Annotated in this window: 20 protein-coding genes; 8 read left to right on the top strand and 12 right to left on the bottom strand. The window is 65.4% G+C overall.

From position 1 onward, the window contains the following. Nucleotides 1-31: 31 nt before the first annotated feature. The gene (locus OVY29_RS03080; protein WP_313910864.1) at nucleotides 32-2,146 is read left to right on the top strand and encodes a prolyl oligopeptidase family serine peptidase; all 2,115 of its coding nucleotides are present in this window, start codon (nucleotides 32-34) and stop codon (nucleotides 2,144-2,146) included. Nucleotides 2,147-2,270: 124 nt separating this feature from the next. Here OVY29_RS03080 and OVY29_RS03075 read toward each other — a convergent pair whose 3' ends face one another. The 7 genes from OVY29_RS03075 to cyoA are packed head-to-tail and all read right to left on the bottom strand — an operon-like array spanning nucleotide 2,271 to nucleotide 9,031. After that, nucleotides 2,271-2,816, bottom strand: a complete 546-nt coding sequence (locus tag OVY29_RS03075) for a response regulator transcription factor (RefSeq protein WP_037553523.1) — start codon at nucleotides 2,814-2,816, stop codon at nucleotides 2,271-2,273. Further along, complete coding sequence (locus OVY29_RS03070; protein ID WP_313912037.1) at nucleotides 2,813-4,120, bottom strand: ATP-binding protein; 1,308 nt, start codon at nucleotides 4,118-4,120, stop codon at nucleotides 2,813-2,815. The genes OVY29_RS03075 and OVY29_RS03070 overlap by 4 nt, the downstream gene beginning before the upstream one ends. After that, nucleotides 4,120-4,821, bottom strand: a complete 702-nt coding sequence (locus OVY29_RS03065; RefSeq protein WP_313910863.1) for an SURF1 family protein — start codon at nucleotides 4,819-4,821, stop codon at nucleotides 4,120-4,122. The genes OVY29_RS03070 and OVY29_RS03065 overlap by 1 nt, the downstream gene beginning before the upstream one ends. Beyond that, on the bottom strand, nucleotides 4,818-5,192 hold the full coding sequence (gene cyoD / locus OVY29_RS03060; RefSeq protein ID WP_037553520.1) for a cytochrome o ubiquinol oxidase subunit IV: 375 nt from the start codon (nucleotides 5,190-5,192) through the stop codon (nucleotides 4,818-4,820). Before cyoD ends, OVY29_RS03065 begins: the two co-directional genes overlap by 4 nt. Then, nucleotides 5,189-5,815, bottom strand: a complete 627-nt coding sequence (cyoC, locus tag OVY29_RS03055; RefSeq protein ID WP_313910862.1) for a cytochrome o ubiquinol oxidase subunit III — start codon at nucleotides 5,813-5,815, stop codon at nucleotides 5,189-5,191. The genes cyoD and cyoC overlap by 4 nt, the downstream gene beginning before the upstream one ends. A gap of 4 nt (nucleotides 5,816-5,819) precedes the next feature. Beyond that, the gene (gene cyoB / locus OVY29_RS03050; RefSeq protein ID WP_313910861.1) at nucleotides 5,820-7,829 is read right to left on the bottom strand and encodes a cytochrome o ubiquinol oxidase subunit I; all 2,010 of its coding nucleotides are present in this window, start codon (nucleotides 7,827-7,829) and stop codon (nucleotides 5,820-5,822) included. 17 nt (nucleotides 7,830-7,846) lie between these two features. Further along, the gene (gene cyoA, locus OVY29_RS03045; RefSeq protein ID WP_313910860.1) at nucleotides 7,847-9,031 is read right to left on the bottom strand and encodes a ubiquinol oxidase subunit II; all 1,185 of its coding nucleotides are present in this window, start codon (nucleotides 9,029-9,031) and stop codon (nucleotides 7,847-7,849) included. Nucleotides 9,032-9,200: 169 nt separating this feature from the next. Here cyoA and OVY29_RS03040 point away from each other — a divergent pair, with 169 nt between their 5' ends. From OVY29_RS03040 to OVY29_RS03030, 3 genes are all read left to right on the top strand, one after another. Continuing rightward, the gene (locus OVY29_RS03040) at nucleotides 9,201-10,538 is read left to right on the top strand and encodes an MFS transporter (RefSeq protein WP_313910859.1); all 1,338 of its coding nucleotides are present in this window, start codon (nucleotides 9,201-9,203) and stop codon (nucleotides 10,536-10,538) included. Nucleotides 10,539-10,602: 64 nt separating this feature from the next. Continuing rightward, complete coding sequence (locus OVY29_RS03035) at nucleotides 10,603-11,514, top strand: LysR family transcriptional regulator (RefSeq protein ID WP_037553514.1); 912 nt, start codon at nucleotides 10,603-10,605, stop codon at nucleotides 11,512-11,514. A gap of 189 nt (nucleotides 11,515-11,703) precedes the next feature. Next, complete coding sequence (locus OVY29_RS03030) at nucleotides 11,704-12,948, top strand: acyl-CoA dehydrogenase family protein (protein WP_037553513.1); 1,245 nt, start codon at nucleotides 11,704-11,706, stop codon at nucleotides 12,946-12,948. A gap of 45 nt (nucleotides 12,949-12,993) precedes the next feature. On the opposite strand, the gene OVY29_RS03025 is transcribed toward OVY29_RS03030, so the two are convergent. The 4 genes from OVY29_RS03025 to OVY29_RS03010 all read right to left on the bottom strand — a co-directional run bounded on the left by OVY29_RS03025 (nucleotide 12,994) and on the right by OVY29_RS03010 (nucleotide 17,758). Further along, nucleotides 12,994-13,665: a hypothetical protein gene (locus tag OVY29_RS03025; protein ID WP_313910858.1), complete on the bottom strand. Its 672-nt coding sequence runs from the start codon at nucleotides 13,663-13,665 to the stop codon at nucleotides 12,994-12,996. A 312-nt stretch (nucleotides 13,666-13,977) separates the two neighbouring features. Then, nucleotides 13,978-14,832, bottom strand: a complete 855-nt coding sequence (locus OVY29_RS03020; RefSeq protein WP_313910857.1) for an SMP-30/gluconolactonase/LRE family protein — start codon at nucleotides 14,830-14,832, stop codon at nucleotides 13,978-13,980. 23 nt (nucleotides 14,833-14,855) lie between these two features. Then, on the bottom strand, nucleotides 14,856-16,652 hold the full coding sequence (locus OVY29_RS03015) for an IlvD/Edd family dehydratase (RefSeq protein ID WP_313910856.1): 1,797 nt from the start codon (nucleotides 16,650-16,652) through the stop codon (nucleotides 14,856-14,858). Between the two features lie 11 nt (nucleotides 16,653-16,663). Continuing rightward, entirely contained in the window at nucleotides 16,664-17,758 is a 1,095-nt protein-coding gene (locus tag OVY29_RS03010; RefSeq protein WP_409581473.1) for an aldose epimerase family protein, read from the bottom strand. Between the two features lie 188 nt (nucleotides 17,759-17,946). On the opposite strand from OVY29_RS03010, the gene OVY29_RS03005 reads away from it, so the two are divergent. Next, nucleotides 17,947-19,281 (top strand): sugar MFS transporter, encoded by a 1,335-nt coding sequence (locus OVY29_RS03005; protein ID WP_313910854.1) that lies wholly within the window; start codon nucleotides 17,947-17,949, stop codon nucleotides 19,279-19,281. 44 nt (nucleotides 19,282-19,325) lie between these two features. Here the strand turns inward: OVY29_RS03005 and OVY29_RS03000 are convergent, their stop codons facing one another. Then, nucleotides 19,326-20,078: a FadR/GntR family transcriptional regulator gene (locus OVY29_RS03000; protein WP_313912036.1), complete on the bottom strand. Its 753-nt coding sequence runs from the start codon at nucleotides 20,076-20,078 to the stop codon at nucleotides 19,326-19,328. A gap of 113 nt (nucleotides 20,079-20,191) precedes the next feature. Between OVY29_RS03000 and OVY29_RS02995 the strand changes: the two genes are divergently transcribed. Genes OVY29_RS02995 through OVY29_RS02985 form a run of 3 tightly spaced genes read left to right on the top strand, consistent with a single transcriptional unit; the run spans nucleotide 20,192 to nucleotide 23,707 of the window. Continuing rightward, nucleotides 20,192-21,721 (top strand): aldehyde dehydrogenase (NADP(+)), encoded by a 1,530-nt coding sequence (locus OVY29_RS02995; RefSeq protein WP_313910853.1) that lies wholly within the window; start codon nucleotides 20,192-20,194, stop codon nucleotides 21,719-21,721. 57 nt (nucleotides 21,722-21,778) lie between these two features. Next, a complete protein-coding gene (araD1, locus tag OVY29_RS02990; RefSeq protein ID WP_313910852.1) occupies nucleotides 21,779-22,774 on the top strand; it encodes an AraD1 family protein in 996 nt (331 codons plus the stop codon). A gap of 3 nt (nucleotides 22,775-22,777) precedes the next feature. Continuing rightward, entirely contained in the window at nucleotides 22,778-23,707 is a 930-nt protein-coding gene (locus OVY29_RS02985; RefSeq protein WP_313910851.1) for a Gfo/Idh/MocA family oxidoreductase, read from the top strand. The last annotated feature ends 13 nt before the right edge of the window (nucleotides 23,708-23,720 follow it).

The raw sequence follows: 23,720 nt of genomic DNA, 5'->3' as shown, positions 1-23,720 counted from the left end.
AGCGGCACCATGCCCCAGGGGAGATAATCGAATGATCCGCGCCAGCCTTGCCGCGCTTGCCCTCAGCTGTTCCCTCGCCGCCGTCGCAGCGGCCGCGCCGCAGGACGACGACCCTTACCTGTGGCTCGAGAATATCGAGGGCGCGAAGGCGCTGGACTGGGTCAAAAAGGAAAATGCGGCAACCGACAAGCTGATCGTCACACGCCCCGGCTTCGAGGCCGATCGCAAGCGCGCGCGCGCCATCCTCGATGACGATCGCCAGATCGCGATGCCGGGCGAGGTGATGGGCCAGACGATCACTAATTTCTGGCGCGACGAGAGCAATCCGCGCGGGCTGTGGCGGCAGAGCCCGCTCGACGCCTATCTTGCCGGGAAACCCGTCTGGACGACGCTGATCGACGTCGACGCGCTCGGCAAGGCCGAGAAGCAGAGCTGGGTCTGGCATGGCGCCGACTGCCTTGCCCCCGAATATAAGCGCTGCCTCGTGTCGCTGAGCCCCGGCGGCACCGACGCCGACATCGTCCGCGAATGGGACCGCACGACAAAAAGCTTCGTCGACGGCGGCTTCAACCTGCCGCAGGCGAAGAGCAGCGTGACGTGGGAGAACGTCGACACGCTGCTCGTCGCGACCGACTATGGCGAGGGCAGCATGACCACGTCGGGCTATCCGCGCATCGTCAAGCGCTGGAAACGCGGCACCCCGCTTTCGGCCGCCGAAACGTTGGCCGAGGGCGAGCATGAGGATGTCGGGATGAACGTCTTCGCGCTCGTCGACGGCGACAAGCGCTGGCCGATGATCAGCCGCGGCAAGACCTTCTATACCGCCGACATCAAACTGCCGAACATCGACGCCTCGCGCTATATCTCGACGATTATCCCCGATACCGCGAGCGTCCGCGACATCGTCGACGGACAGCTGATCATCTTCCTCAACCGGGACTGGGCGAACATCCCGGCAGGCTCGCTCGTTTCGCTCTCGATCGAGGACATGTCGGCCGACCGCAAGGTGCCGATCGTCACCGCGATGACCCCGACGAAAGCACAGGCAATCGAAAATGTCGCGGCGACCGACAATATCCTGTGGGTCAAGGCGCTCGACGATGTCGAGGGCAAGCTCTTCGCGCTGCGCCGCGACCCCGCGACCGGTAAATGGAGCCAGAAGGAGGTTCCGCTCGCCGACAAGGCGACCGTGACGATCGCCGGGACGATCGGCAAGCGCGACATCGTGCTCGCGACCGCCGAGACGATGCTGATGCCGCCGACGCTCTACGCCGCCGCCGAAACCGGCGAGCCGCAAGCGGTGCAGAGCTTGCCCGCGACCTTCGACGCCAAGGACATGCTGGTCGAAAAGCGGTTCGCGACCTCGAAAGACGGTACCCAAATCCCCTATTTCCTCGTCCGCAGGAAATCGGACGGCGAAACGCCGGTCCCCGCGCTCATTCACGCCTATGGCGGCTTTCGCGCCGCGCAGACGCCGGGCTATCTCACCGGCCAGCCCTATCGCGCCGGTCCGCTTGGACTGTTCTGGGTCGAGGACGGCAATGCCTATATCCTCGCCAATATTCGCGGCGGCGGCGAATATGGCCCCGCCTGGCATCAGGCGGCGCTGCGCGAAAAACGCCAGGACAGCTTCGACGACCTGCACGCGGTCGCCGAGGATTTGGTCAAGACCGGCGTCAGCGCCAAAGGCAAGATCGCGATCTCGGGCCGCTCGAACGGCGGCGTGCTCGTCGGCGCGGCGATGACGCAGCGCCCCGACCTTTATGGCGCGGTGATCTCGGGCTCACCGATCAAGGATATGTGGCGTTACGACAAGATGCTGGCCGGCGCCTCGTGGGTCGCTGAATATGGCGATCCCGACGTGCCCGAGGATTGGGCGTACCTGTCGAAATATTCGCCCTATCACAACATCCGCAAGGGCATGAAATACCCGCCGATCTTCCTCTACCTGTCGACCAAGGACGACCGCGTCCACCCCGGCCACGCGCGCAAATTCGCCGCGCGGCTGATGGAGAACGGCAGCCGCGTCTATTATCACGAATATATCGAGGGCGGCCATTCGGTCGGCGCCGACCATGCCGAGGATGCGGTGCGCGCCGCGATGCTCCACGGCTTCCTGCAGCGCGAACTGGTGGAGAAGAAGTAGGCGCAAGACCATCCCCTCTCATCCGTCATCCCGGCGAAGGCCGGGATCTCGCCCTCGCGTCAGGCCGATACGGTGAGATCCCGGCCTTCGCCGGGATGACGGATGAGGTTGGCATTGCCCTGGCCTAGCGAATCTGCCTTTTCTCCAGCTTTCGCGCCAAGGTGCGCCGGTGCATCCCCAGCCGGCGCGCGGTTTCCGAAATGTTGAAATCGGTCTCGACCAGCGTCTGGTGGATATGCTCCCACTCGACCGTCTTGATCGACGAGGGACGCGCATTGAGCGGCGTTTCGGCATTGCCCTCCGATCGTTCAAATGCCGCTTCGATATCGTCGGTGTTCGACGGCTTGGCGAGATAATAGGAGGCGCCGAGCTTGATCGCCTCGACCGCGGTCGCGATGCTCGCAAAGCCGGTGAGCACGACGATCTTCATCGTCGGATCGAGCGCACGCAGCGTCTGCACGCACGCAAGCCCCGACGCGCCGCCGAGCTTGAGGTCGACCACCGCATAGCCCGGCCGGAACGTCGCGAGCAGCGCGTCCATCTCCTCGGGGCTGTGCGCGGCCTCTACCGCATAGCCGCGCCGCTCGAACGAGCGTTTCAGCGTGCGGGCGAAGGCGTCGTCATCCTCGACGATCAGCAATTGGCGCGGGCCGCCTGGGGTGTGGGTCATGCCTTCTCTCCACCGGGCGGGGCGAGCGCCGAAATCGGCAGGAACATCCGCACCAGCGCGCCGCCCGCATCGCGATTGGCGACGCTGGCGCCGCCGCCGAGCTTGCGCAGCACATTGACCAGCAGGAACAGGCCGAGCCCGCCGCCGGGGCGCCCCTTGGTCGATCGGTAGGGCTGGCCGAAATTCTCGAGCATCTCGGCACTGAAGCCGGGCCCGCGATCGGCGATCTCGATCACCAGCATGTCGCCGTCGCGCGACGTGGTGAAGCTGGTCCAGTCGGGCGACACTTCGGCTGCGTTGTCGAGAACGTTGCCGATCACCTGCCGCAACGCGGGATCCGACACGATCGCGACGTCGGCGCCGAAGCGGTCGTTGAATTCGACCGTGCCGGGGCGACGCACCGCACGCGTGTGCGCGACGATCTCGTTAAATGCGGCGCGCATCGTGGTCAGCTGCGGCGCTTCGCCGCGCGCCTCGCCCGCCGACATCAATATGCCGCTGACGATCGCCTTGCACCGCTGCACCGCCGCATCCATGTCGGTGAGGTCTTCCTGCAACTCGCGGTCGTCTTTCAGCCGCGGCGCCGCCTGCCAGTCGCCGATCAGCACCGACAGCGTCGACAGCGGCGTGCCGAGTTCGTGCGCCGCGCCCGACGCGAGCAGGCCCATGCGCACGATATGATCCTCCTCCGCCGCGCGCTGGCGACTGGCGGCGAGCGCGGCGTCGCTGTCGCGCAAGTTGCGGCTGATCCGCGTGACGAAGGCGACGAGCAGCACCGCGATCAGCAGGAAGCAGACGAAGCTGCCCTGCAGATAAAGCCCCATCGGATCGTCCGCATAGGCGGGCGGCAGGACGAGCGGCGTCGGATCGACACGCAGCGCCGCAAGCGCTGCCAATGCCGCGACAACGATCGCCCATGACGAGCGCGGCGTGAGCAGGATCGCGCCGATCACGATCTGGAGCAGGAAGAGCGAGGCGAAGGGATTGGCGAGCCCGCCGCTATGGTGAAGCTGCCAGCCGAGCGCCGCGACGTCGAACAGCAGCGCCGCGGTGAGTTCGGCATTGGTCACGCCGCGACCGCGGCGGAGCAAGGCGGCGCTCGCGAAGTTGATCGCGATCAGCACGAGGATCGCGGCGAGCAAAGGCGCACGCGGCAGCGAAATCCCCATCGGCCCGCTGACCACCCCGATCGTCGCGAGCTGCCCGCCGACCGCGAGCCAGCGCAACTGGATCAGCAGCGTCATATTGCGGCGGCCCGCGGGAGCCCGGGCGGGCGCGGCCGGCAGGATCGTCGGGTCGGTCATCATTCGCGAATACGCCACAGCCGCCACGCGAAAAAGAGGCTGAGCGCACAAAGCGCGAACCAGGTCAGCGTATAGACCAGATGATGGTCGCGAAAACGCACCACCGTCAGCCCCCCGACCGGATAGCCGCCGGGGTTCGGCGCGGCATCGGCATCGACGAAATAGGGCGCGGTCCTGCCGAGCCTCCTCGCCTTCGCGATTCCCGCGACATCGCGCGAGAACCAGCGGCCGGTCGCCGGATCGTTCGAGCGGAGAAAGCCGCCGCCAGGCTCGGAAACGCGCAGCAGCCCGGTCACCGTCACCGGGCCCGAGACATGGCCGGCCGCCCGCGTCTTCGCATCGCGCCGCTCCTTGGGAACGAAGCCGCGATTGATCAGCAGCGTAAAATCGGGGGTTTCGAGCGGGGTGACCACCCAATATCCCGCCCCGCGTTCGGTCACGGCCTGCACCAGCGTCTCGCGATCGTGCTGGAAAACTCCGGTCGCGGTGACGCGCCGATAGGCGTCGTCCCTGGCGTTGACCGCATTCCAGCCATCCGGCCCCGGTGCCGCAACCGGCGGCGCATGAATGCGCGCATCGACCGCCGCGATCAGCTCATGCTTCCAAGCGCGCCTTTCGATCTGCCAGACGCCGAGCGCCGCGAGGCCGATCGCCGCGATCAGCGCCGCCGCGGCAAAGGCCGCGCGGCGGGCCGGTGTCAAAGCACCTGACTCGTCGGTTCGTGCGGCATCGGCATCATGTTGGTGTTGAGGTGGTGCATCACCCACAGCGACCCCGCGAGCATGATCCCGACGACGATGACGGTAAAGACGAGCGAGGTCAGCGACCAGCCGCCCTCGGCCTTGGGCGTCATGTGGAGGAAGAAGATCATGTGGACCACGATCTGCACCACCGCGAAGCCCATGATGATCGCGCCGGTCGCGCCTGCGCTGAGCGGCATCGTCATCACCAGCCAGAAGGGGATGGCGGTCAGGATCACCGAGAGGACGAAGCCGATGACATAGTCGCGCATCGACGCGTGCGGCATCTCGATCTCGTTATGACCGTGCTGGGCGTGGGGATCGGCACTCATCGCAGCACTCCCATCAGATAGACAAAGGTGAAGACGCCGATCCACACGACGTCGAGGAAGTGCCAGAACATCGAAAGGCACATCACGCGGCGCTTGTTCGCGGCGATCAGCCCATGCTTCGAGAGCTGGACCATCAGCGTCACGAGCCAGACGATGCCGAAGGTGACATGCAGCCCGTGCGTGCCGACGAGCGTGAAGAAGCTCGACAGGAAAGCGCTGCGCTGCGGCCCCGCCCCGATCTCGATCAGATGGTGGAATTCGTAAAGCTCGATCCCGAGGAAGGCGAGCCCGAACAGCCCGGTGACCGCGAGCCAGAGCTGGACGCCCTTCACCCTGCCCTGCTGCATCTGGAGCACGGCAAAACCATAGGTGATCGACGAGAAGAGCAGCATCGCGGTGTTGAGCGCGATGAGCTTGAGGTCGAACAGATCCTTCGGCGCGGGCCCCGCGGCATAGCTGCCGCCGAGCACGGCGTAGCAGGCGAAGAGGATCGCGAAGATGAGGCAATCGCTCATCAGATAGATCCAGAAGCCCAGCATCGTGCTGTGCCCCTCGGGATGCGCATGCTCGTCGAGGTCGTAGAAGGCGACGGGCTCGTTCGCGGTGATTGTCTTGGCGCTCATCGGGTCAGGCTCCGGCCGCCAGCTGGCGGGTGCGCGCTTCCTCGACCGCGGTGACCGTCGCCGCCGGAATGTCGAAATCGCGCTTGTAGTTGAAAGTGTGGATGATCGCGGCGGCGATCACCGCGACGAAACTCGCCGCGACGAGCCACCAGATATGCCAGACGAGCGCGAAACCCATCACCAGGCAGATACCCGACAGGATCATCCCCGCGCCAGTGTTCGACGGCATATGGATGTCGCGATAGCCGTCCACCGGCCGCTGGTGCCCGCGCTTTTTCATGTCGTACCAGGCGTCGAGGTCGTGGATCACCGGCGTGAAGGCAAAGTTGTAGTCCGGCGGCGGCGAGCTGGTCGCCCATTCGAGCGTGCGGCCGTCCCACGGATCGCCGCTTTCCTCGCGTAGCTCCTTGCGGCGCCAGATGCTCACCGCGAACTGGACCAGCATCGCGCCGATGCCCGCGGCGATGATCGCCGCACCGATGCCGGCGATCACGAACCAGATCTGCAGGCTCGGGTCGTCGAACACGCGCATGCGCCGCGTCACGCCCATCAGGCCGAGGACATAGAGCGGCGTGAAAGCGACCCAGAAGCCGACCACCCAGCACCAGAAGCTGATCTTGCCCCAGAAGACGTCGAGCTTGAAGCCGAAGGCTTTGGGCCACCAGTAGTTGATCGCCGCGAACAGGCCGAACAGGACGCCGCCGATGATCACATTGTGGAAATGCGCGATCAGGAACAGCGAGTTGTGCAGCACGAAGTCGGCGGGCGGCACCGCGAGCAGCACGCCGGTCATGCCGCCGATGACGAAGGTCAGCATGAAGGCGACCGTCCACATCATCGGCAGTTCGAAACGGATCCGGCCGCGGTACATGGTGAACAGCCAGTTGAAGAGCTTCGCCCCCGTCGGGATCGAGATCACCATCGTCGTGATGCCGAAGAAGCTGTTGACGCTCGCCCCCGATCCCATGGTGAAGAAATGGTGCAGCCACACGATGTACGACAGGATCGTGATGCACACCGTCGCATAGACCATCGACGTATAGCCGAAGAGCCTTTTGCCCGAGAAGGTCGAGGTGACTTCGGAGAAGACGCCGAACAGCGGCAGCACGAGGATATAGACCTCGGGATGCCCCCAGATCCAGATCAGGTTCACATACATCATCGGCGACCCGCCGAGATCGTTGGTGAAGAAGTTCGTGCCGACATAGCGATCGAGGCTGAGCAGAACGAGCGTCGCGGTCAGGATCGGGAAGGAGGCGACGATCAGGATGTTCGAGCAGAGCGAGGTCCAGGTGAAGACGGGCATCTTCATCAGCCCCATGCCCGGCGCGCGCAGCTTCAGGATCGTGACGATCAGGTTGATGCCCGACAGGGTGGTGCCGACGCCGGCTATCTGTAAGCCCCAGATATAATAGTCGACGCCGACATTGGGGCTGTAAGCGATCCCCGACAAGGGCGGATAGGCCAGCCAGCCGGTCTGTGCATATTCGCCGACGAACAGCGAGATCATCGTCAGCACCGCGCCCGACGTCGTCATCCAGAAACTGAAATTGTTGAGGAAGGGAAAACTGACGTCGCGCGCCCCGATCTGCAGGGGGACGATATAGTTCATGATCCCGGTGATGAACGGCATCGCGACGAAGAAGATCATGATCACGCCGTGCGCGGTGAACACCTGGTCATAATGGTGCGGGGTGAGATAGCCTTCGGACCCGCCGAACGCCATCGCTTGCTGGAGCCGCATCATGATCGCGTCGGCAAAGCCGCGCAGGAACATGATAAGCCCCAGGATCATGTACATGATCCCGATGCGCTTGTGGTCGACTGTGGTGAACCATTCCTTCCACAAATATCCCCAGAGACGATATTTGGTGATCAGGCCGAGCACCGCGATGCCGCCAAGGACGACGCCGATGAAGGTGACGACAAGGATCGGCTCGTGCAGCGGAAGCGCCTCCATCGACAGCTTGCCGAGGATCGGACCGGTTTCGGGTGCGGGATGCGGGATGGTCATGGGAATCTCGGGCTCGTTCAGGACAGCGGGCGTTCGGCGGCGGCGGGTGCGCGAAGCGCCGTGCGTTCGGGCTTGGAAGGATGCGGAAGCCCCTCGCCCTTCAGCTTTTCCGGGGCGACCGGCTTCGCGTCGGGACGGTCGTTCGACATCACCGGCGCGCTGCAATAAGCCGCGACGTAACGCACGCTCCAGCGCGCGACGTCGACGGTGCCGCGCGCGGCGAACTTGTCGTAGGTCACCTGCCGGACATTGCCGATACCCGCGATCCCCGCGCCGCCGGCAGCGTCGACCGACATCATGTCGTGCATGCACATCTTGCCGGGTTCGACGCACATGTTGACGACCGCGTCGAACAGCTGCGGATCGCTCGCCGCAAACCGGCGGACGGGCTCCTTGTGGGTCGGCTTTTCGAGTTCCAAATAGACGTTGCGGCTGAGGTCGCCTTCCGCCGAGGCTTTCGTCGTCGCGACCCATTTATCGAACTCGCCGGCGGGCAGGCTCTTCACCGCGAAGCGCATGTTCGAAAAGCCCCAGCCCGAATAATTGGCCGAAAAGCCTTCATATTCGCCGGTCTTGTCGAACACGCCGTGCAGCTTGGTTTCCATGCCCGGCATCGCATAAATCTGCCCTGCGAGCGCGGGCACGTAAAAGCTGTTCATCACCGAGGAAGAGGAGATGCGGAAGCGCACCGGCCGGTTCACCGGCAGCGCCAGTTCGTTCACCGTCGCGACGCCCTGTTCGGGATAGATGAACAGCCATTTCCAGTCGAGCGCGACGACCTGCACGTCGAGCGGCTGGACCTCCGCCGCGACGGGCTGGCCCGGACCCGTCCGCGCGAGCGGGCGATAGGGATCGAGCAGATGCGTCGCGACCCACGTCACCGCGCCGAGGCAGATGATGATCAACAGCGGCGCCGACCAGATGACGAGTTCGAGCTGGGTCGAATGGTCCCAGTCGGGCTTGTAGGTCGCCTCCTTGTTCGACGCGCGATATTTCCACGCGAAGAAGATCGTCAGGCCCATCACCGGCACGATGATCAGCAGCATCAACACCGTCGACAGGACGATCAGGTCGCCCTGCTGGCGCGCGACGTCGCCCGCGGGATCGAGCACGATCAGCCCGCAGCCCGACAAAAAGGGCAGCGCGGCGAGCAGCGGCAACAGCCGCAATCGGGCGAAAAAACGAGGGAGATTGCTTGGCATGATGCGCGCCTAGGCCTCCTTTGTTGCACTGCACATAGGACATTTTGTCCAATCCCGCGACCGTCCATCATCGCGCAGGGGCATTTTCATTACGGGCAATTTTGCCCTATGACCGACTCGTGCTGCCGTATCTTGCGCAAGCGGAGGCACCAGCTCAAGGATTGTTACCATGGCTGCCGACACCGTCCCCACCACCGAGGCCGAACGCGATGCCCGCGCCCTCCACGGCGCCGACGAGCATGGGAGTCACCGCATCGACCCCGCCGAGATCGCGATCGGCGTCATCATCGGGCGGACGTCGGAATTCTTCGACTTCTTCGTCTATGCGATCGCGTCGGTGCTGGTGTTCCCGAAGCTCGTTTTCCCGCATCTCGACCCGCTGACGGGCACGCTCTGGTCCTTCGCGATCTTCGCCCTCGCCTTCGTCGCGCGCCCAGTCGGCACGATCATCTTCACCGCGATCGACCGCGCCTATGGCCGCGGCGCTAAACTTACTATCGCGCTTTTCCTGCTCGGCGGATCGACCGCGGCGATCGCCTTCCTGCCGAGCTACGAGTCGGTCGGCATCGGCGCCGCGCTGTTTCTCGCGCTGTTCCGCATGGGCCAGGGCGTCGCTCTCGGCGGATCGTGGGACGGCCTCGCCTCCCTCCTCGCGATCAACGCGCCCGAAAACCGCCGCGGCTGGTACGCAATGATCCCGCAGCTCGGCGCGCCGCTCGGCCTGATCGTCGCCAGCCTGCTCTTCATGTTCCTGATCGCCACGCTTCCCGCCGAGGATTTCCTCGCCTGGGGCTGGCGCTATCCCTTCTTCGTCGCCTTCGCGATCAACGTCGTCGCGCTGTTCGCGCGGCTGCGTATCGTCGTCACCCCCGAATATGCCGAGCTGTTCGAGAACCGCGCGCTCGAACCCGCGCCCCTGCTCGAAACGGTGCGGTCGGAATGGAAGACGATCATCATCGGCACCTTCGCGCCGCTCGCCAGCTTCGCGATGTTCCATATGGTCACCGTCTACCCGCTGTCGTGGGTGTTCCTGTTCACCGACGAAAGCCCGGTGCGCTTCCTGGTTATCGAAGCGATCGCCGCGGTCGTCGGCGTCATTGCGATCGTCGCGTCGGGCATTCTCGCCGACCGCGTCGGCCGCCGCACGATGCTCGCGGTCACCGCCGCCGCCATAGCGGCGTTCAGCGGCTTCGCGCCGCAGCTGCTCGGCGCGGGCGAAATCGGCGAAGCGGCATTCATGATCCTCGGCTTCGCGCTGCTCGGCCTGTCGTTCGGCCAGTCGTCGGGTGCGCTCTCGTCGAACTTCCATCCGCGCCACCGCTATACCGGCTCCGCCTTCACTTCCGACCTCGCCTGGCTGTTCGGCGCAGGCTTCGCGCCTATGGTCGCATTGTGGCTGTCGAGCCAGTTCGGGCTGATCGCGGCGGGCGCCTATCTGCTCTCGGGCGCGCTCGGCACGCTCGTCGCGCTGTGGCTCAACCGCGAACTGGCCAGCACGATTGACTGATCGACGCGATCGAACCGGGATCGGCGGCCGCCGGTCCCGCACCGGCTTCGTCTAGGAGCAGGCCTTGCGGCATCTCGCCCGGTTCGATCTCAACCTGCTGCGCATTTTCGACGCGATCTTCGCCAAGGGCGGCGTGTCGGCCGCGGCGCGGCACCTGAACCTGTCGCAGCCGGCTATCAGCCACGCGCTCGCGCGGCTGCGCACGCAGTTCGACGACCCGCTCTTCGTGCGGCAGGGCAATCGCCTCGCCCCCACCTCCGCCGCGCGCGCCATCGCGGGGCCGGTGCGCGAGGCGCTGCGCGGGCTCGACGCCGCGCTCGATGCGGCGACCGCGTTCGACCCCGCGCATACGACACGCGAATTTCGTATCGGAGTGCGCCTCTCGGGCGAAATGCCGCGCTTTTCCTCGCTAGTCGCGGGCGTGCGCGCCGAGGCGCCGCATGTCGCGCTCGCCAGCGTGACCTTCCGGCGCCGCGAGCTCGTGACGATGCTCGCGAACGGCGACCTCGACCTTGCGCTCGACGTCGCGCTGCCCGCGGACGACCGGCTATGCCGCCATTATCTAGGCGCCGAGCCGCTCGTCGTCGTCGCGCGCAAAGGGCATCCGCGCGTCGAGGGTGCGATCGACCTCGATACCTATCTGGCGCTCGATCATATCGTCGCGACGGCGCGGCCCTATGGCCCCGGGATCGAGGATATGGCGCTCGACCGCATGGGCCTCGCGCGCCGCGTCGCGGTGCGCTGCCAGCATGCGATCACCGCGTGGCAGATCGTCGCCGCGTCCGACATGCTCTTCGCGCTCCCGAAATCGCACGCCGCCGTGCTCGACGCGATGTGGCCGATGCAGCTCGTCGACCTGCCGCTGCCGGTCGAACCCGGCGGCAGCTATCTCTATTGGCACCAGGCGGCGCAAGCCGATCCCGGGCTCGGCTGGCTGCGCGGCATCATTGTCGAGGAGTTAGGCAAGCCGGCATAAGCTCTCTGTATCGTCATCCCGGCGAAGGCCGGGATCTCGACCTTGCCACCTGACGCACCGGCGAGATCCCGGCCTTCGCCGGGATGACAGAAGGATATTCTCTAGACGAATATCATTTATTCAAACCTATCATTTCTGTCGATGGATGGTTGTCGCTACCGTCTCCGGCGAAACCTGCTGGAGACCCACATGACCGAAATCGAACTTCAGGCCGAACTCAACGACCTGCGCATGTCGAAGGAAGCGCAGCCGCTCTTCGAGGCAGTGAAGCGCCACATCGCCGACAATGTCGATCCGATCACCGAAGAGTTCTTCCGGCTCGGCGAAGGCCGCGCCGATCGCTGGAGCTGGGCGCCGGGACAGCTCGAGCTGCTCGAGGGCGCGAAGAACAAGGCGAAGGCGGCGGGCCTGTGGAATTTCTTCCTCCCGCACGGCGACACCGGCACCCCGCTCTCCAACCTCGACTATGCCTATATCGCTGCCGAGCTCGGCAAGTCGCCGCTCGCATCCGAATCGCTGAACTGTTCGGCGCCCGACACGGGCAATATGGAAGTGCTCGAAATGGTCGGCACCCCCGAACAGAAGGAACGCTGGCTCAAGCCCCTTCTGAACGGCGAAATCCGTTCGGCCTATGTGATGACCGAACCCGGCGTCGCCTCGTCCGACGCGAGCAACCTCGAAACGAGCGCGGTGCTCGAAGGCGACGAATGGGTCATCAATGGCGAGAAATATTTCATCAGCGGCGCCGGCGATCCGCGCTGCAAAATCCTGATCTGCATGCTGAAGACCAACCCCGAAGCCTCACGCAAGGGCCAGCATTCGCAGATTCTGGTGCCGATGGACACACCCGGCGTGCAGGTGCTCGGCCCGATGCGCGTGTTCGGCGCCGACCATGCGCCGCAGGGGCATATGCACATGCGCTTCGACAATGTCCGCGTCCCCCGCGAAAATATCCTGCTCGGCGAGGGGCGCGGGTTCGAGATTTCGCAGATGCGCCTCGGCCCGGGCCGCATCCACCATTGCATGCGCACGATCGGCAAGGCTGAGGTCGCGCTCGACCTGATGGTGAAGCGCGGCAATTCGCGCACCGCCTTCGGACGCCCGCTGTCGCAGCTTGGCAAGAATCTGGAAGTGATCGCCCGCGCCCGCGTCGAGATCGAGGCGATGCGCCTGATCGTGCTCAAGGCGGCAAAGGCGATGGACCTGCTCGGCAATCGTGAGGCGCGCGTGTGGGTCAGCATGGCGAAGGCGATGGTCCCCGAACGCGTCTGTCAGATCATCGACCAGGCGATCCAGATCCACGGCGCGACGGGCATCTCGCACTGGACTCCGCTCGCCGACCTTTACGCCGACGTGCGCCACCTGCGCTTCGCCGACGGCCCCGACGAGGTCCACTATATGGTCGTCGGCCGCGACGAACTCGGACGCCACTGATGCCGCGCGCGGGCGGCGGCCGCCGCCCGCGCCGATCACCGCATGTCAGGGAGCGCCCTCCCCCAGCATATAATCGGCAACGCTATAGGAATGGCTGGCCTGATAGGCGTTCCTGCCGCGGTTCATATGGGTCAGATTGAAACGCCGGACAGCGCGCAGCGCGCGCGGGACCGCGAGGAAGTCGCGGATGGAAGAAGCGCCGCGTATCTTGACGATGAAGATGTCCGAGCCAGCCGGAAACGAATAGCTCAGGTCCCCAGGCGTCCGCACGCTCTGTTCGAGAAAAGCCCGGTCGATCGCCTCCGGCACGAGCGACCCGTCGGTCGTGCAATCCGAAAGATGGACAATGAACCGGGCACGAAGACCGTCGCCGTCGGCGTATAGGGTGAACAGCTCCATCCAGCTCGCGTTGATGCGCACCAAGGGCTTGTCCGAGGTGGACGGCAGGCAGGAAACCGACCAATAATATCGCTCGGTCGCGCGCGGCACGGCTATGCAGGTCCGGCCGTATTGCTCCAGAATCCCGAAGAGGTCGGGCGCCTGCGGCCGGCGAAGCAGCTTCTGGAAACGCGGCGCATATTTCATCCGCTGCTCGATCGAATCCTGCCGCTCCCCGGCGTCGGCCACTTCTGCCCTCCCCTCCAGCCACGCACCCTGCTGATCGGAATTCATGAATTGGCGCAGCCCCTTGGGACGCTGGCTGGATTTCCTGTTCATGCCTCGAGAATGCTGGACACGCGCCGATACATCAAGAGCCCCCGTCCGCATCGCGTGCCGATGCTGGCCAGCGAGGACACGCCGGTGCGATCTTGTTTTCGTGGAGGATGGTGGCAGATCTTATATCGAACTCGTATATTAAAATATTGATATTTATATAATTTCCTCTCGAAATGTGAGCCCACCCCCACATTTCTGACGGTCTAACCCTTGTTCGACCACCCCATTTTGGCCATCGAGGGCTCCAGTCCCCCCTCTGTCGCGGCAATCGCCGACTCCGGCAGATTAACCGCAGTCTAGAACGGGGCCATATCAGCCGCCGTAAGTTCCGGTCGGGATTCCTGAAACCCCAGCTTCCACCTCGAACAGAGCCCCGTCATGGATCGATGGCGGCAGGTCTGTCGCGGCGGAGGTCACGAACATGCGGTCCAGTGCTTCGCCCGCGAAGCAGATGCTGGTAACGCGCCGAGCTGGCAAAGCGATCGCGCGATCCAGCCGGCCTTCGGGCGAAAAGCGGCTGATACGCCCCCCGTCCCAATGGGCGACCCACAGATAGCCTTCGCCGTCGGTCGTCATACCATCGGGATAGCCCTCCTCCTCCGCGAAAAGGATGAACGGCTGCTTGTTGCTGATATCGATTTCGGTGAGTTCGAAGCGATAGATCGTCCGGCGCGCCGTATCGGAATGATAGAGCCAACGACCGCACGGCGAAAAGGCAGGGCCATTGGGAACCAGATAGCCGCTGTCCATGACCCGCCACCCTCCGTCCGGCGCCAGGCGGTAGAGCGCGCCGCATGCGTCGCGTTCGGCCATGTCCATCGTGCCGCACCAGATCGCGCCGTGACGGTCGGCCTTGCCGTCGTTCATGCGGTTTCCGGGCAAATGCGGCTCGGGGTCGGCGATCGGGCGAACCGCGAACGGATCGAGCGAAATCAGGGCAAAGCCGCTCTGGAATCCCCCGATCAGCTCTCCGTTACGGTTCTGCACGACCCAGCCGAGCGGTTCGGGCATATCCCAGCGCTCGATCGCGCCGCCGGCAAGCGAAAGCCGGTTGAGCGCCGGCGCGAGAATATCGACCCAATAGACCGCATTGTCGCGCGCGCTCCACAGCGCACCTTCGCCGAGACGGTCGCGAATGCCGCGGTCGATCGTCCGCCAGTGGGCCATAGTTTCCTCGCCTCCCGTCGGCGTCAGTGATTGTCGCGCGGCAAGCCCATCGTCTGGGCGATGCGCTGATATTTTTCCGCGCCCTCCAGGATCGCGCCGCTGCTCATCGGCCCGACGACGCTACGCTGCATCTCCTGCCACGGGGTCTGCGAGGCAGGATAGGCGTACCCGCCCTTGGCCTGCAACGCCGCGCGCCGCGCAGCGAATTCTTCGTCGGAAACGAGCAGGTCGACGGTTCGCCGACGCAAATCGATGCGCACCCGGTCGCCTGTTTCGATCAGGGCGAGTCCACCCATCGCCGCTGCTTCGGGACTTGCGTTGAGAATCGAGGGGCTGCCGCTCGTGCCCGACTGACGGCCGTCGCCGATGCACGGCAGCGCCGAAACGCCTTCGGTGATCAGATAGGCGGGCGGACGCATGTTAACGACCTCGGCGGCACCCGGATAGCCGATCGGCCCGGCTCCGCGCATGAACAACAGCGTCTTGGCGGTGATCCCGAGCGAAGGATCGTCGATGCGCCGGTGATAATCCTCGGGTCCATCAAACACGACAGCGGGCCCCTCGAACGCGTCCGGATCGTCGGGGTTCGAAAGATAGCGGTCGCGGAATTCGTACGAAATCACGCTGGTTTTCATGATAGCGGCGTCGAACAGATTGCCCGACAGCACCAGAAAGCCGGCGTCCGGCAAGATCGGCTGCGCGAAGGGCCGGATCACCCGCTCGTCCTCGATCACGGCGTCCCGGTAATTCTCGCCGATGGTGCGGCCGTTGACGGTCATCGCGTGCTCGCGGATCAGCCCTTGTTCGATAAGCTGTGCGACTACCGCGGGGACGCCACCGGCGCGATAATAATCCTCCCCAAGATATTCGCCCGCCGGCTGGAGGTTGACGAGCAGCGGCACGCCATGCCCGATCGTCTCCCAATCCTTGACCGGCAGGTCGACGCCGATGTGCCGCGCGATCGCCGCAAGATGGATCGGCGCATTGGTCGATCCGCCGATCGCCGAATTGACGGTGATGGCGTTGCGAAAAGCGTCAAGCGTCAGGATATCCGAGGGCTTCAGATCCTCATGAACCATTTCGACGATCCGCTTGCCGGTGCGCCAGGCGCATTCCTGTCGATCGCGATAGGGCGCTGGAATCGCCGCCGAGCCGGGAAGCATCATACCGAGGGCCTCGGCAAGGCTGTTCATCGTCGTCGCGGTGCCCATCGTGTTGCAATAGCCGGTCGAGGGCGCCGAGGAGGCGACCAGCCGGATGAAGTCCTCGTCGCCGATCTCGCCCGCGGCCAGCATCTGCCGCGCCTTCCACACGATGGTTCCCGACCCGGTGCGTTCGCCCTTGTGCCAGCCGTTGAGCATCGGCCCCACCGACAGCGCGATCGCCGGGATGTTCACCGTCGCTGCTGCCATCAGGCACGCCGGGGTGGTCTTGTCGCAGCCGGTCGTCAGCACCACGCCGTCGAGCGGATAGCCGTAGAGCGTTTCGACGAGGCCCAGATAGGCGAGGTTGCGGTCGAGCCCCGCGGTCGGGCGCTTGCCCGTTTCCTGGATCGGATGGACCGGAAACTCGAGAACGATTCCGCCCGCCTCGCGGATGCCTTCGCGAATACGCTCGGCGAGCACGAGATGGTGGCGGTTGCAGGGACTGAGGTCGCTGCCCGTCTGGGCGATGCCGATGATCGGCTTGCCCGAGCGCAATTCCTCGAGGCTGAGGCCGAAATTGAGGTAGCGCTCCAGATAGAGCGACGTCATGTCGATATTGTCGGGATTGTCGAACCAGGCGCGGCTGCGCAGCTTGGGCATAATCTTTCCGTTCATGATGATGCCGGTCAGCGCGCAGTGGACAGGCGATAGATCATGACATGCCGGTACGGCTTGCCTGGATCGACGCGCGCCGTCACGAAATCGGGATGGTTCGGCGCGTCGGGGAACTTCTGCGGCTCGAGCGCGATACCGTCGCCCATACGAAAGAGATGCCCCGCCTTCCCGACGAGCGTCCCGTCTAGGAAATTGCCCGAGTAGAACTGGATACCGGGTTCGGTCGAAAGCACCTCCAGCACGCGGCCCGACGCCGGATCCTCAAGGCGCGCAGCCAGCTTCGGCTTGGCGGTCAGTCCCGCGTCGAGCGCGAAATTATGGTCGTAACCCCGCCCGAAGACGATCTGCTGGTCGGCGCCGTCGCGCAGGCCGTCGGCGATCCGCCGCGGCGCGCGAAAATCGAAAACAGTGCCCGCGACCGGGCGCAGCTCGCCGGTCGGGATCAGCTTTCCGTCGACCGGCGTATAATGGCCCGCGGGAATCATAAGCCGGTGATCCGTCGTACCCTGCGGCGCACCGTCGCCCGCCAGGTTAAAGATGGCATGGTTGGTCATGTTCACGATCGTCGGCTTGTCGGTTCGCGCCTCGAAGGCGATGCCGAGATTGCCTGCTTCGTCGAGCGTATAGGTGACGGTTGCCGAAAGCGTTCCCGGATAACCCGCATCGCCGTCAGGGCTCCGATGGCCCAGAACGACCTCTGCTTTTGGCCCGGATTTCATCGAAACGACGGTCCATGCGGCCCTATCGAAGCCGTTTCCGCCGCCATGCAGACTGTTGTCGCCGTCATTCCGCGGCAATTGATAGGATTTGCCGTCGAGCGAGAATTTGCCGGCAGCGATGCGGTTGGCATAGCGGCCGACCGTGACCCCGAAATAATTGGGATGGTCGACATAGTCCGACAGGCTGTCATAGCCGAGCACGACGTCGGCCACCCGGCCCTCCCGGTCGGGCCCGAGGAACTTCTGCAATGTTGCGCCATAGCTGAGAATCACCGCGGAGACGCCATTGTTGGCCTTGAGCGTGATCGCCTCCACCGCCGTGCCGTCGGCGAGCGTTCCTGCCGGCGCCCGCGTTGCTTCGACGGCCCGCGCGCCGGAAACTGGCATTGAAACCGTCGTGAGCGCCGCCACCGCAGTCAGTGCCTTTTCCAGAATCCGCATCCCCGATTGCTCCCGCATGGTTTGAACGACGCCGCCCCATTGACGGAATGGCTTCGCGCATATACTCCGACAAATAGAAAAAGCGCAAGCCGGTTCGTCAGGGCACCCGCGGCGCCATAACCGAGAGGACAGATATGCCAGCACCGATCCCTGCATCCGGCTCATCGGCCGATGGTTCGTACAGCGCCGACATACGGTACGGCCCGGCGCTGGCGCTGCTCGCCAGTCTCTTCTTCATGTGGGGCTTCATCACCGTCATCAACAATACGCTGCTGCCGCATCTGCGCAGCGTGTTCGATCTGAACTACACCCAGACGACGCTGATCGAATCGGTGTGGTTCATCGCCTATTTCGTCGCTTCGATTCCGTCGGCGAAGCTGATCGAGCGAATCGGCTACAAAAAATCGCTGGTCGTCGGCCTGCTCGTCATGGCCGCCGGGTCGCTCGGCATGATGCTCGCGGCGGCAATCCCGTCCTATGGCGTCACGCTGGCGATGCTCTTCATCATCGCCAGCGGCATCACCCTGTTGCAGGTCGCGGCGAACCCCTATGTCGCGGTGGTCGGCAAGCCCGAAACCGCCTCGTCGCGCCTCAACCTTGTGCAGGCCATGAATTCGGCTGGAACGATGCTCGCGCCGCTGTTCGGCGCCTATCTGATTCTCGGGCGGTCCAAGGGCGGCACCGCCGAGGTCGGAGCGGTGCTCACCGAGGCCGAACGGCTCGCCGACGCCCAGTCGGTGATCCTGCCCTATGGCCTGGTCGCGGCGGTGCTCGTCATCCTCGCCGTCATCATCGCGCGCTTCCCGCTTCCCGCCATGGGTTCGGCGAATTCGCGCGCCGCAAAGGAGGAGCGCAAGCATCTTTCGCTCTGGAGTCACCGCAATCTCGTCTTCGGCATCCCGGCGATCTTTATCTATCTGATCGCCGAAATCGGCGTCGCGAACCTCTTCGTGAATTTCGTCAGCCAGCCGGACATCGCCAACCTGACCCACGAGCAGGCCGGCCGCTATCTTACCTTTCTATGGGGCGGCATGATGGTCGGGCGCTTCGCGGGCTCGGCGCTCATGCAGCGCTTCGACGCCGCCAAGGTGCTGGCTGTCTTTTCGGTCGGCGCCTTCGCCGTGATGATCGTTACGGTCTTCGCGCACGGCCCGGTCGCGATGTGGTCGCTGATCCTCGTCGGTCTGTTTCACTCGATCATGTTCCCGACGATCTTCACTCTCGGGATCAAGGGCCTCGGGCCGTTGACCGAGGAGGGATCGGGTTTGCTCGTTATGGCGATCGCCGGCGGGGCACTGGTGATCGTCCAGGGCTGGATTGCCGACAATTATGGACTCCAGACCTCCTTCCTGCTGACCGCGGCGTGCGAGCTTTATGTTCTCTTCTACGCCCTGTGGGGCAGCAAGCCGACGCAGGCTCTGCCCAATCCGGCCCCGGAGGCGGAGGCTCCACCCGCACGCGCCATCTGACCTGCTCGGCGCCCTCCCGCCAGAGAGGGCGCCCGGCGGATCAGCTAAGCATCCATCGCGCTGCGCGTATCATCGAGCGCCAGCTCGACGAGCTGGTTCATCGCCTGCGCGGCCGCGTCGCCGTCGCCCGCGGCGATGGCGTCATACACTCGCGCATGATCGGGGATCGGGTTGCGCGGCAACGCGCGGGTGCGCTGCTTGAATTGCGTGGTCCAGTTGACCGCCGCCCCGATGCTGGCGCTCAGCGCCATGAGCGCCTCGTTGCGCGTGGCGTGAAGGATCGCATTGTGAAAATCCCGGTCGGCAGCACGCCCCCCTTCGGTCGTCAGCGTGTGCCGCCGCATGGCGGCAAGCGCTTCTTTCATCGCTTTCAGATCGGCCTTGTCGCGGCGTCCGGCGGCCAGGCGGGCGGCCGCCGGCTCGACGATCGCGCGCAGCTCGAACAGGTTTCGGACGAACTCGATGTCGGGCTCGCCGGCGAAAGCCCAGCCCAGCACCTCGGGATCGAGCAGGTTCCAGCGGTCGCGCGGCAGCACGCGCGTTCCCGCTTTCGGCCGGCTCGCGACGAGCCCCTTGGCCGTCAGAACCTGGATCGCTTCGCGATAAGCGCTGCGCGAGACCTGCAATTCCTCGGAAAAGGCGACCTCCCCCGACAGGACATCGCCCGGCGCATATTTGCCAGACAAGATATCGGTCCCCAGCCGATGCGCGATGGCCCCATGCAGCCGCCTTCCGGGACCACGCGGCTCCTCGGAAGTCTTGGCGCTATCTGACGCTTTTGCGAGCCTGTTTTCCATAGCCAATCGATATGCCTCCTCCCCGGAGCCTAACAGTCCTCGCCGCGCGAAGGAACGACAAAGATTGCGTTTCTCGTCCGTCCATAATATGTCGGAGTAATAAGGAGGACCCAATGCCAGATTTTCGTTCCGTGGCGGCCGAGACCGGTGAGCTGCAAGGCCAGTCGCTTCCCGTACACGGTGCCGCTGATGTCGCCGCCGCCGGCGCCGCGGCGGAGGCGGCATTCGACATCTATCGCGCGACCGACGGCGACACGCGCGCGGCCTTTCTCGACCGTATCGCCGACGAGATTCTCGCGATCGGCGATTCGCTGATCGAGACCGCCATGTCCGAAAGCGGTCTGCCGCGGGCGCGGATCGAGGGCGAGCGCGGGCGCACTATCGGCCAGCTCCGCCTCTTCGGGGACGTCGTGCGCAAGGGATATTGGCGCCGGATCCGCATCGATCCCGCGCTTCCCGACCGCCAGCCGCTGCCGCGCCCCGACCTTCGGCTGCGGATGGTTCCGGTCGGCCCGGTCGCGGTGTTCGGCGCCTCGAACTTCCCGCTCGCCTTCTCGACGGCGGGCGGCGATACTGCCTCGGCGCTTGCCGCCGGATGTCCGGTCATCGTCAAGGGCCATCCCGCCCACCCCGCCACCGGCGCGCTCGTCGCCGACGCGATTTCCAGGGCTGTGGCGGCCTCGGGCCTTCCCGCGGGCGTGTTCGGCCATCTCAGCGGCCCGTCGAATGATCTCGGCGCCGCGCTGGTGCAGGACCCGCGCATCATGGCGGTGGGGTTCACCGGCTCGCGCGCGGGCGGACTCGCGCTCGTGAAGCTCGCGCAGGCGCGCGAGGTGCCGATTCCGGTCTATGCCGAAATGTCGAGCATCAATCCGGTGCTGCTGCTACCCGCGGCGCTCAAAGCGCGCGGGGCGGCACTCGGCGGCGCGTTCGTCGCGTCTCTCACCATGGGCGCCGGTCAATTCTGCACCAATCCGGGGCTGGTCCTGGCGATCGAGGGCGAGGGTCTCGACGCCTTCGTCGCCGCCGCTGCCGACGCCGTTTCCGAAGCTGCGCCGCAGACCATGCTCACCACCGGCATCCGCGAAGCCTATGCACGCGGCGCCGCCGCCCTTGCCCGTAATCCGGCAGTCGCGACGCTCGCGTGTGGCGCCGAGGGCGACCGGACGCATGGCGGCGCGATGCTGTTCCAGACCAGCGCCGCGGCCTTCCTCGCCGATCGGGCACTGGGAGCTGAAGTCTTCGGCGCCTCCTCGCTCGTCGTGCGCTGTGCTGACGAAGCCGAGCTCGCCGGCGTACTCGCCGGGCTCGAAGGCCAGCTGACCGCGACGCTGCACATGGACGGTGCCGACGAAGGGCTCGCCGCGCGCCTGCTGCCGTTGCTCGAACGCAAGGCCGGCCGCATCCTCGCCAACGGCTGGCCGACCGGGGTCGAGGTGTGCCACGCGATGGTCCACGGCGGTCCCTTTCCGGCGACATCCGATTCGCGCACCACGTCGGTCGGCAGCCTCGCGATCGACCGGTTTCTGCGCCCGATCAGCTACCAGAATCTCGCTCAGCCGGTGCTGCCACCCGAACTGCGCGACAAAGCCTTCGGCGACGGCGCGCCCCGCCTGATCGATGGGCGCCTCACGTTCGACTGATAACCAGCATATCCCGCGGCGCCTTCTTCAGCTTCGGCGTCGTGGCAGGGAGAGAACATGGCCTACCTTCGCCTGCTTCAACATAGGGCGCCCGACGGCGCCCGCTCGGTCATCTTCGCCGAGGGGGACAGCGCCCATTTCCTGCCCGGCGCGACCAGCGTCCGCGAGCTCGCGCTCCGCGCCATCGCGGCGGGCACGAACCTCGCGGAAACCGCGCGGGCGTGCGGACGCGGCGATCCGGTCGACATCGCGGCGGCGCTCGCGGCGGGCCGGCTGCTGGCGCCGATCGACCATCCCGATCCGGCACATCTGCTGATGACCGGAACCGGCCTCACCCATCTCGGGTCGGCCGAGGGCCGCGACAAGATGCACCAGGCGGCAGCATCGGGCGAAAAGCAGACCGATTCGATGCGCATGTTCCTCGAAGGGCTGGAGGGCGGCAAACCCGCGCCGGGCAGCGCCGGGCAGCAGCCCGAATGGTTCTACAAGGGCGACGGGTCGCAGCTCGTCGGCCCTGCCGATCCACTGGAGATGCCGCCCTTCGCACAGGATGGCGGCGAAGAGCCGGAACTGGCCGGCATCTATATCGTCGGCGAGGACGGCACGCCCTGGCGCCTCGGCCTCGCGCTCGCCAACGAGTTCAGCGATCATGTCACCGAACGCCACAATTATCTGTGGCTCGCCCATTCAAAGCTGCGCCAGGCCGCGCTCGGCCCCGAACTTCTGCTCGGCGCGCCGCCTGAACATATCGAAGGGACGAGCCGGATTCTGCGCGACGGCCGTTCGGTCTGGGAAAAGCCGTTCCTGTCGGGCGAAGGCCATATGTCGCACAGCTTCGCCAATCTGGAACATCATCATTTCAAATATGATCTGTTCCGCCGGCCCGGCGACGTGCATGTCCATTTCTTCGGCACCGCCACCCTGTCTTTCAGCGACGGCGTGACGCCGCGCGAAGGCGACATGTTCGAGATTTCGGCCGCGCCCTTCACCCTGCCGATCGCCAATGCGCTCATCCGCGGCGCGGCGCGGTCCGTCGACGTCCGGATGCTCTGATCGATGGACCCGATCCGCATCGCCGTGGTCGGCGTCGGCAAGATCGCCCGCGACCAGCATTTGCCCGCGATCGCCGGCACGCCGGCCTTCAGCCTCGCCGCGACGGTCAGTCCCGACCACCGCGGACCCGACGACAGCATCGCGCATCTCGAAAGCCTCGAGGAACTGCTCGACAAGGGGCCCGCCATCGACGCCGTTGCGCTCTGCACCCCGCCGCAGGTCCGCTACGGGCTTGCCGCGATGGCGCTCCGCCGCGGCATTCACGTCTTTATGGAAAAGCCCCCAGGCGCCACCCTGTCGGAAGTGGCGGCGCTGCGCGAGCGCGCCGACAAGGTCGGCGTCACGCTGTTCGCCGCCTGGCATTCGCGCTTCGCCGCCGGCGTCGCGCCGGCACGCGCCTGGCTGTCCGAACGGCGCATCACGAATGTGTCGATCATATGGCGCGAGGATGTGCGCGTCTGGCATCCCGGACAGGCCTGGATCTGGGAACCCGGCGGGCTCGGCGTGTTCGATCCGGGGATCAATGCGCTGTCGATCCTGACCCACATCCTTCCCCGCGCGGTCTTTCTGAAGACAGCAACCCTCGGTATTCCGGCCAACCGCGCTGCGCCGATCGCCGCCGACCTCGCGCTTTGCGACACGACGGGGGCGCCGATCCACATGGATCTCGACTGGCGCCAGACCGGGCCGCAAAGCTGGGACATCATCGTCGAGACCGACGCCGGCACGCTCCGCCTTTCGCAGGGAGGCGCGGTGCTTTCGCTCCCCTCGGGCACCGAACATAACGAGGATCTGGAATATCCCGGCCTCTATTCGCGCTTCGCCAACCTCATTCGCGGCGGGCGAAGCGACGTCGACATCGACCCGCTTCGCCTCGTCGCCGACGCCTTTCTGCGCGGACGGCGCGAGAGTGTCGAAGCCTTTTACGACTGATATATTGGGAAAA

Origin of the sequence: Sphingopyxis sp. SE2, from assembly GCF_032227185.1 — a bacterium.
In the GTDB taxonomy this organism is placed as follows: domain Bacteria; phylum Pseudomonadota; class Alphaproteobacteria; order Sphingomonadales; family Sphingomonadaceae; genus Sphingopyxis.
The sequence above is the reverse complement of the archived record's forward strand: the minus strand, read 5'-3'. Positions and strand labels throughout refer to the sequence as shown.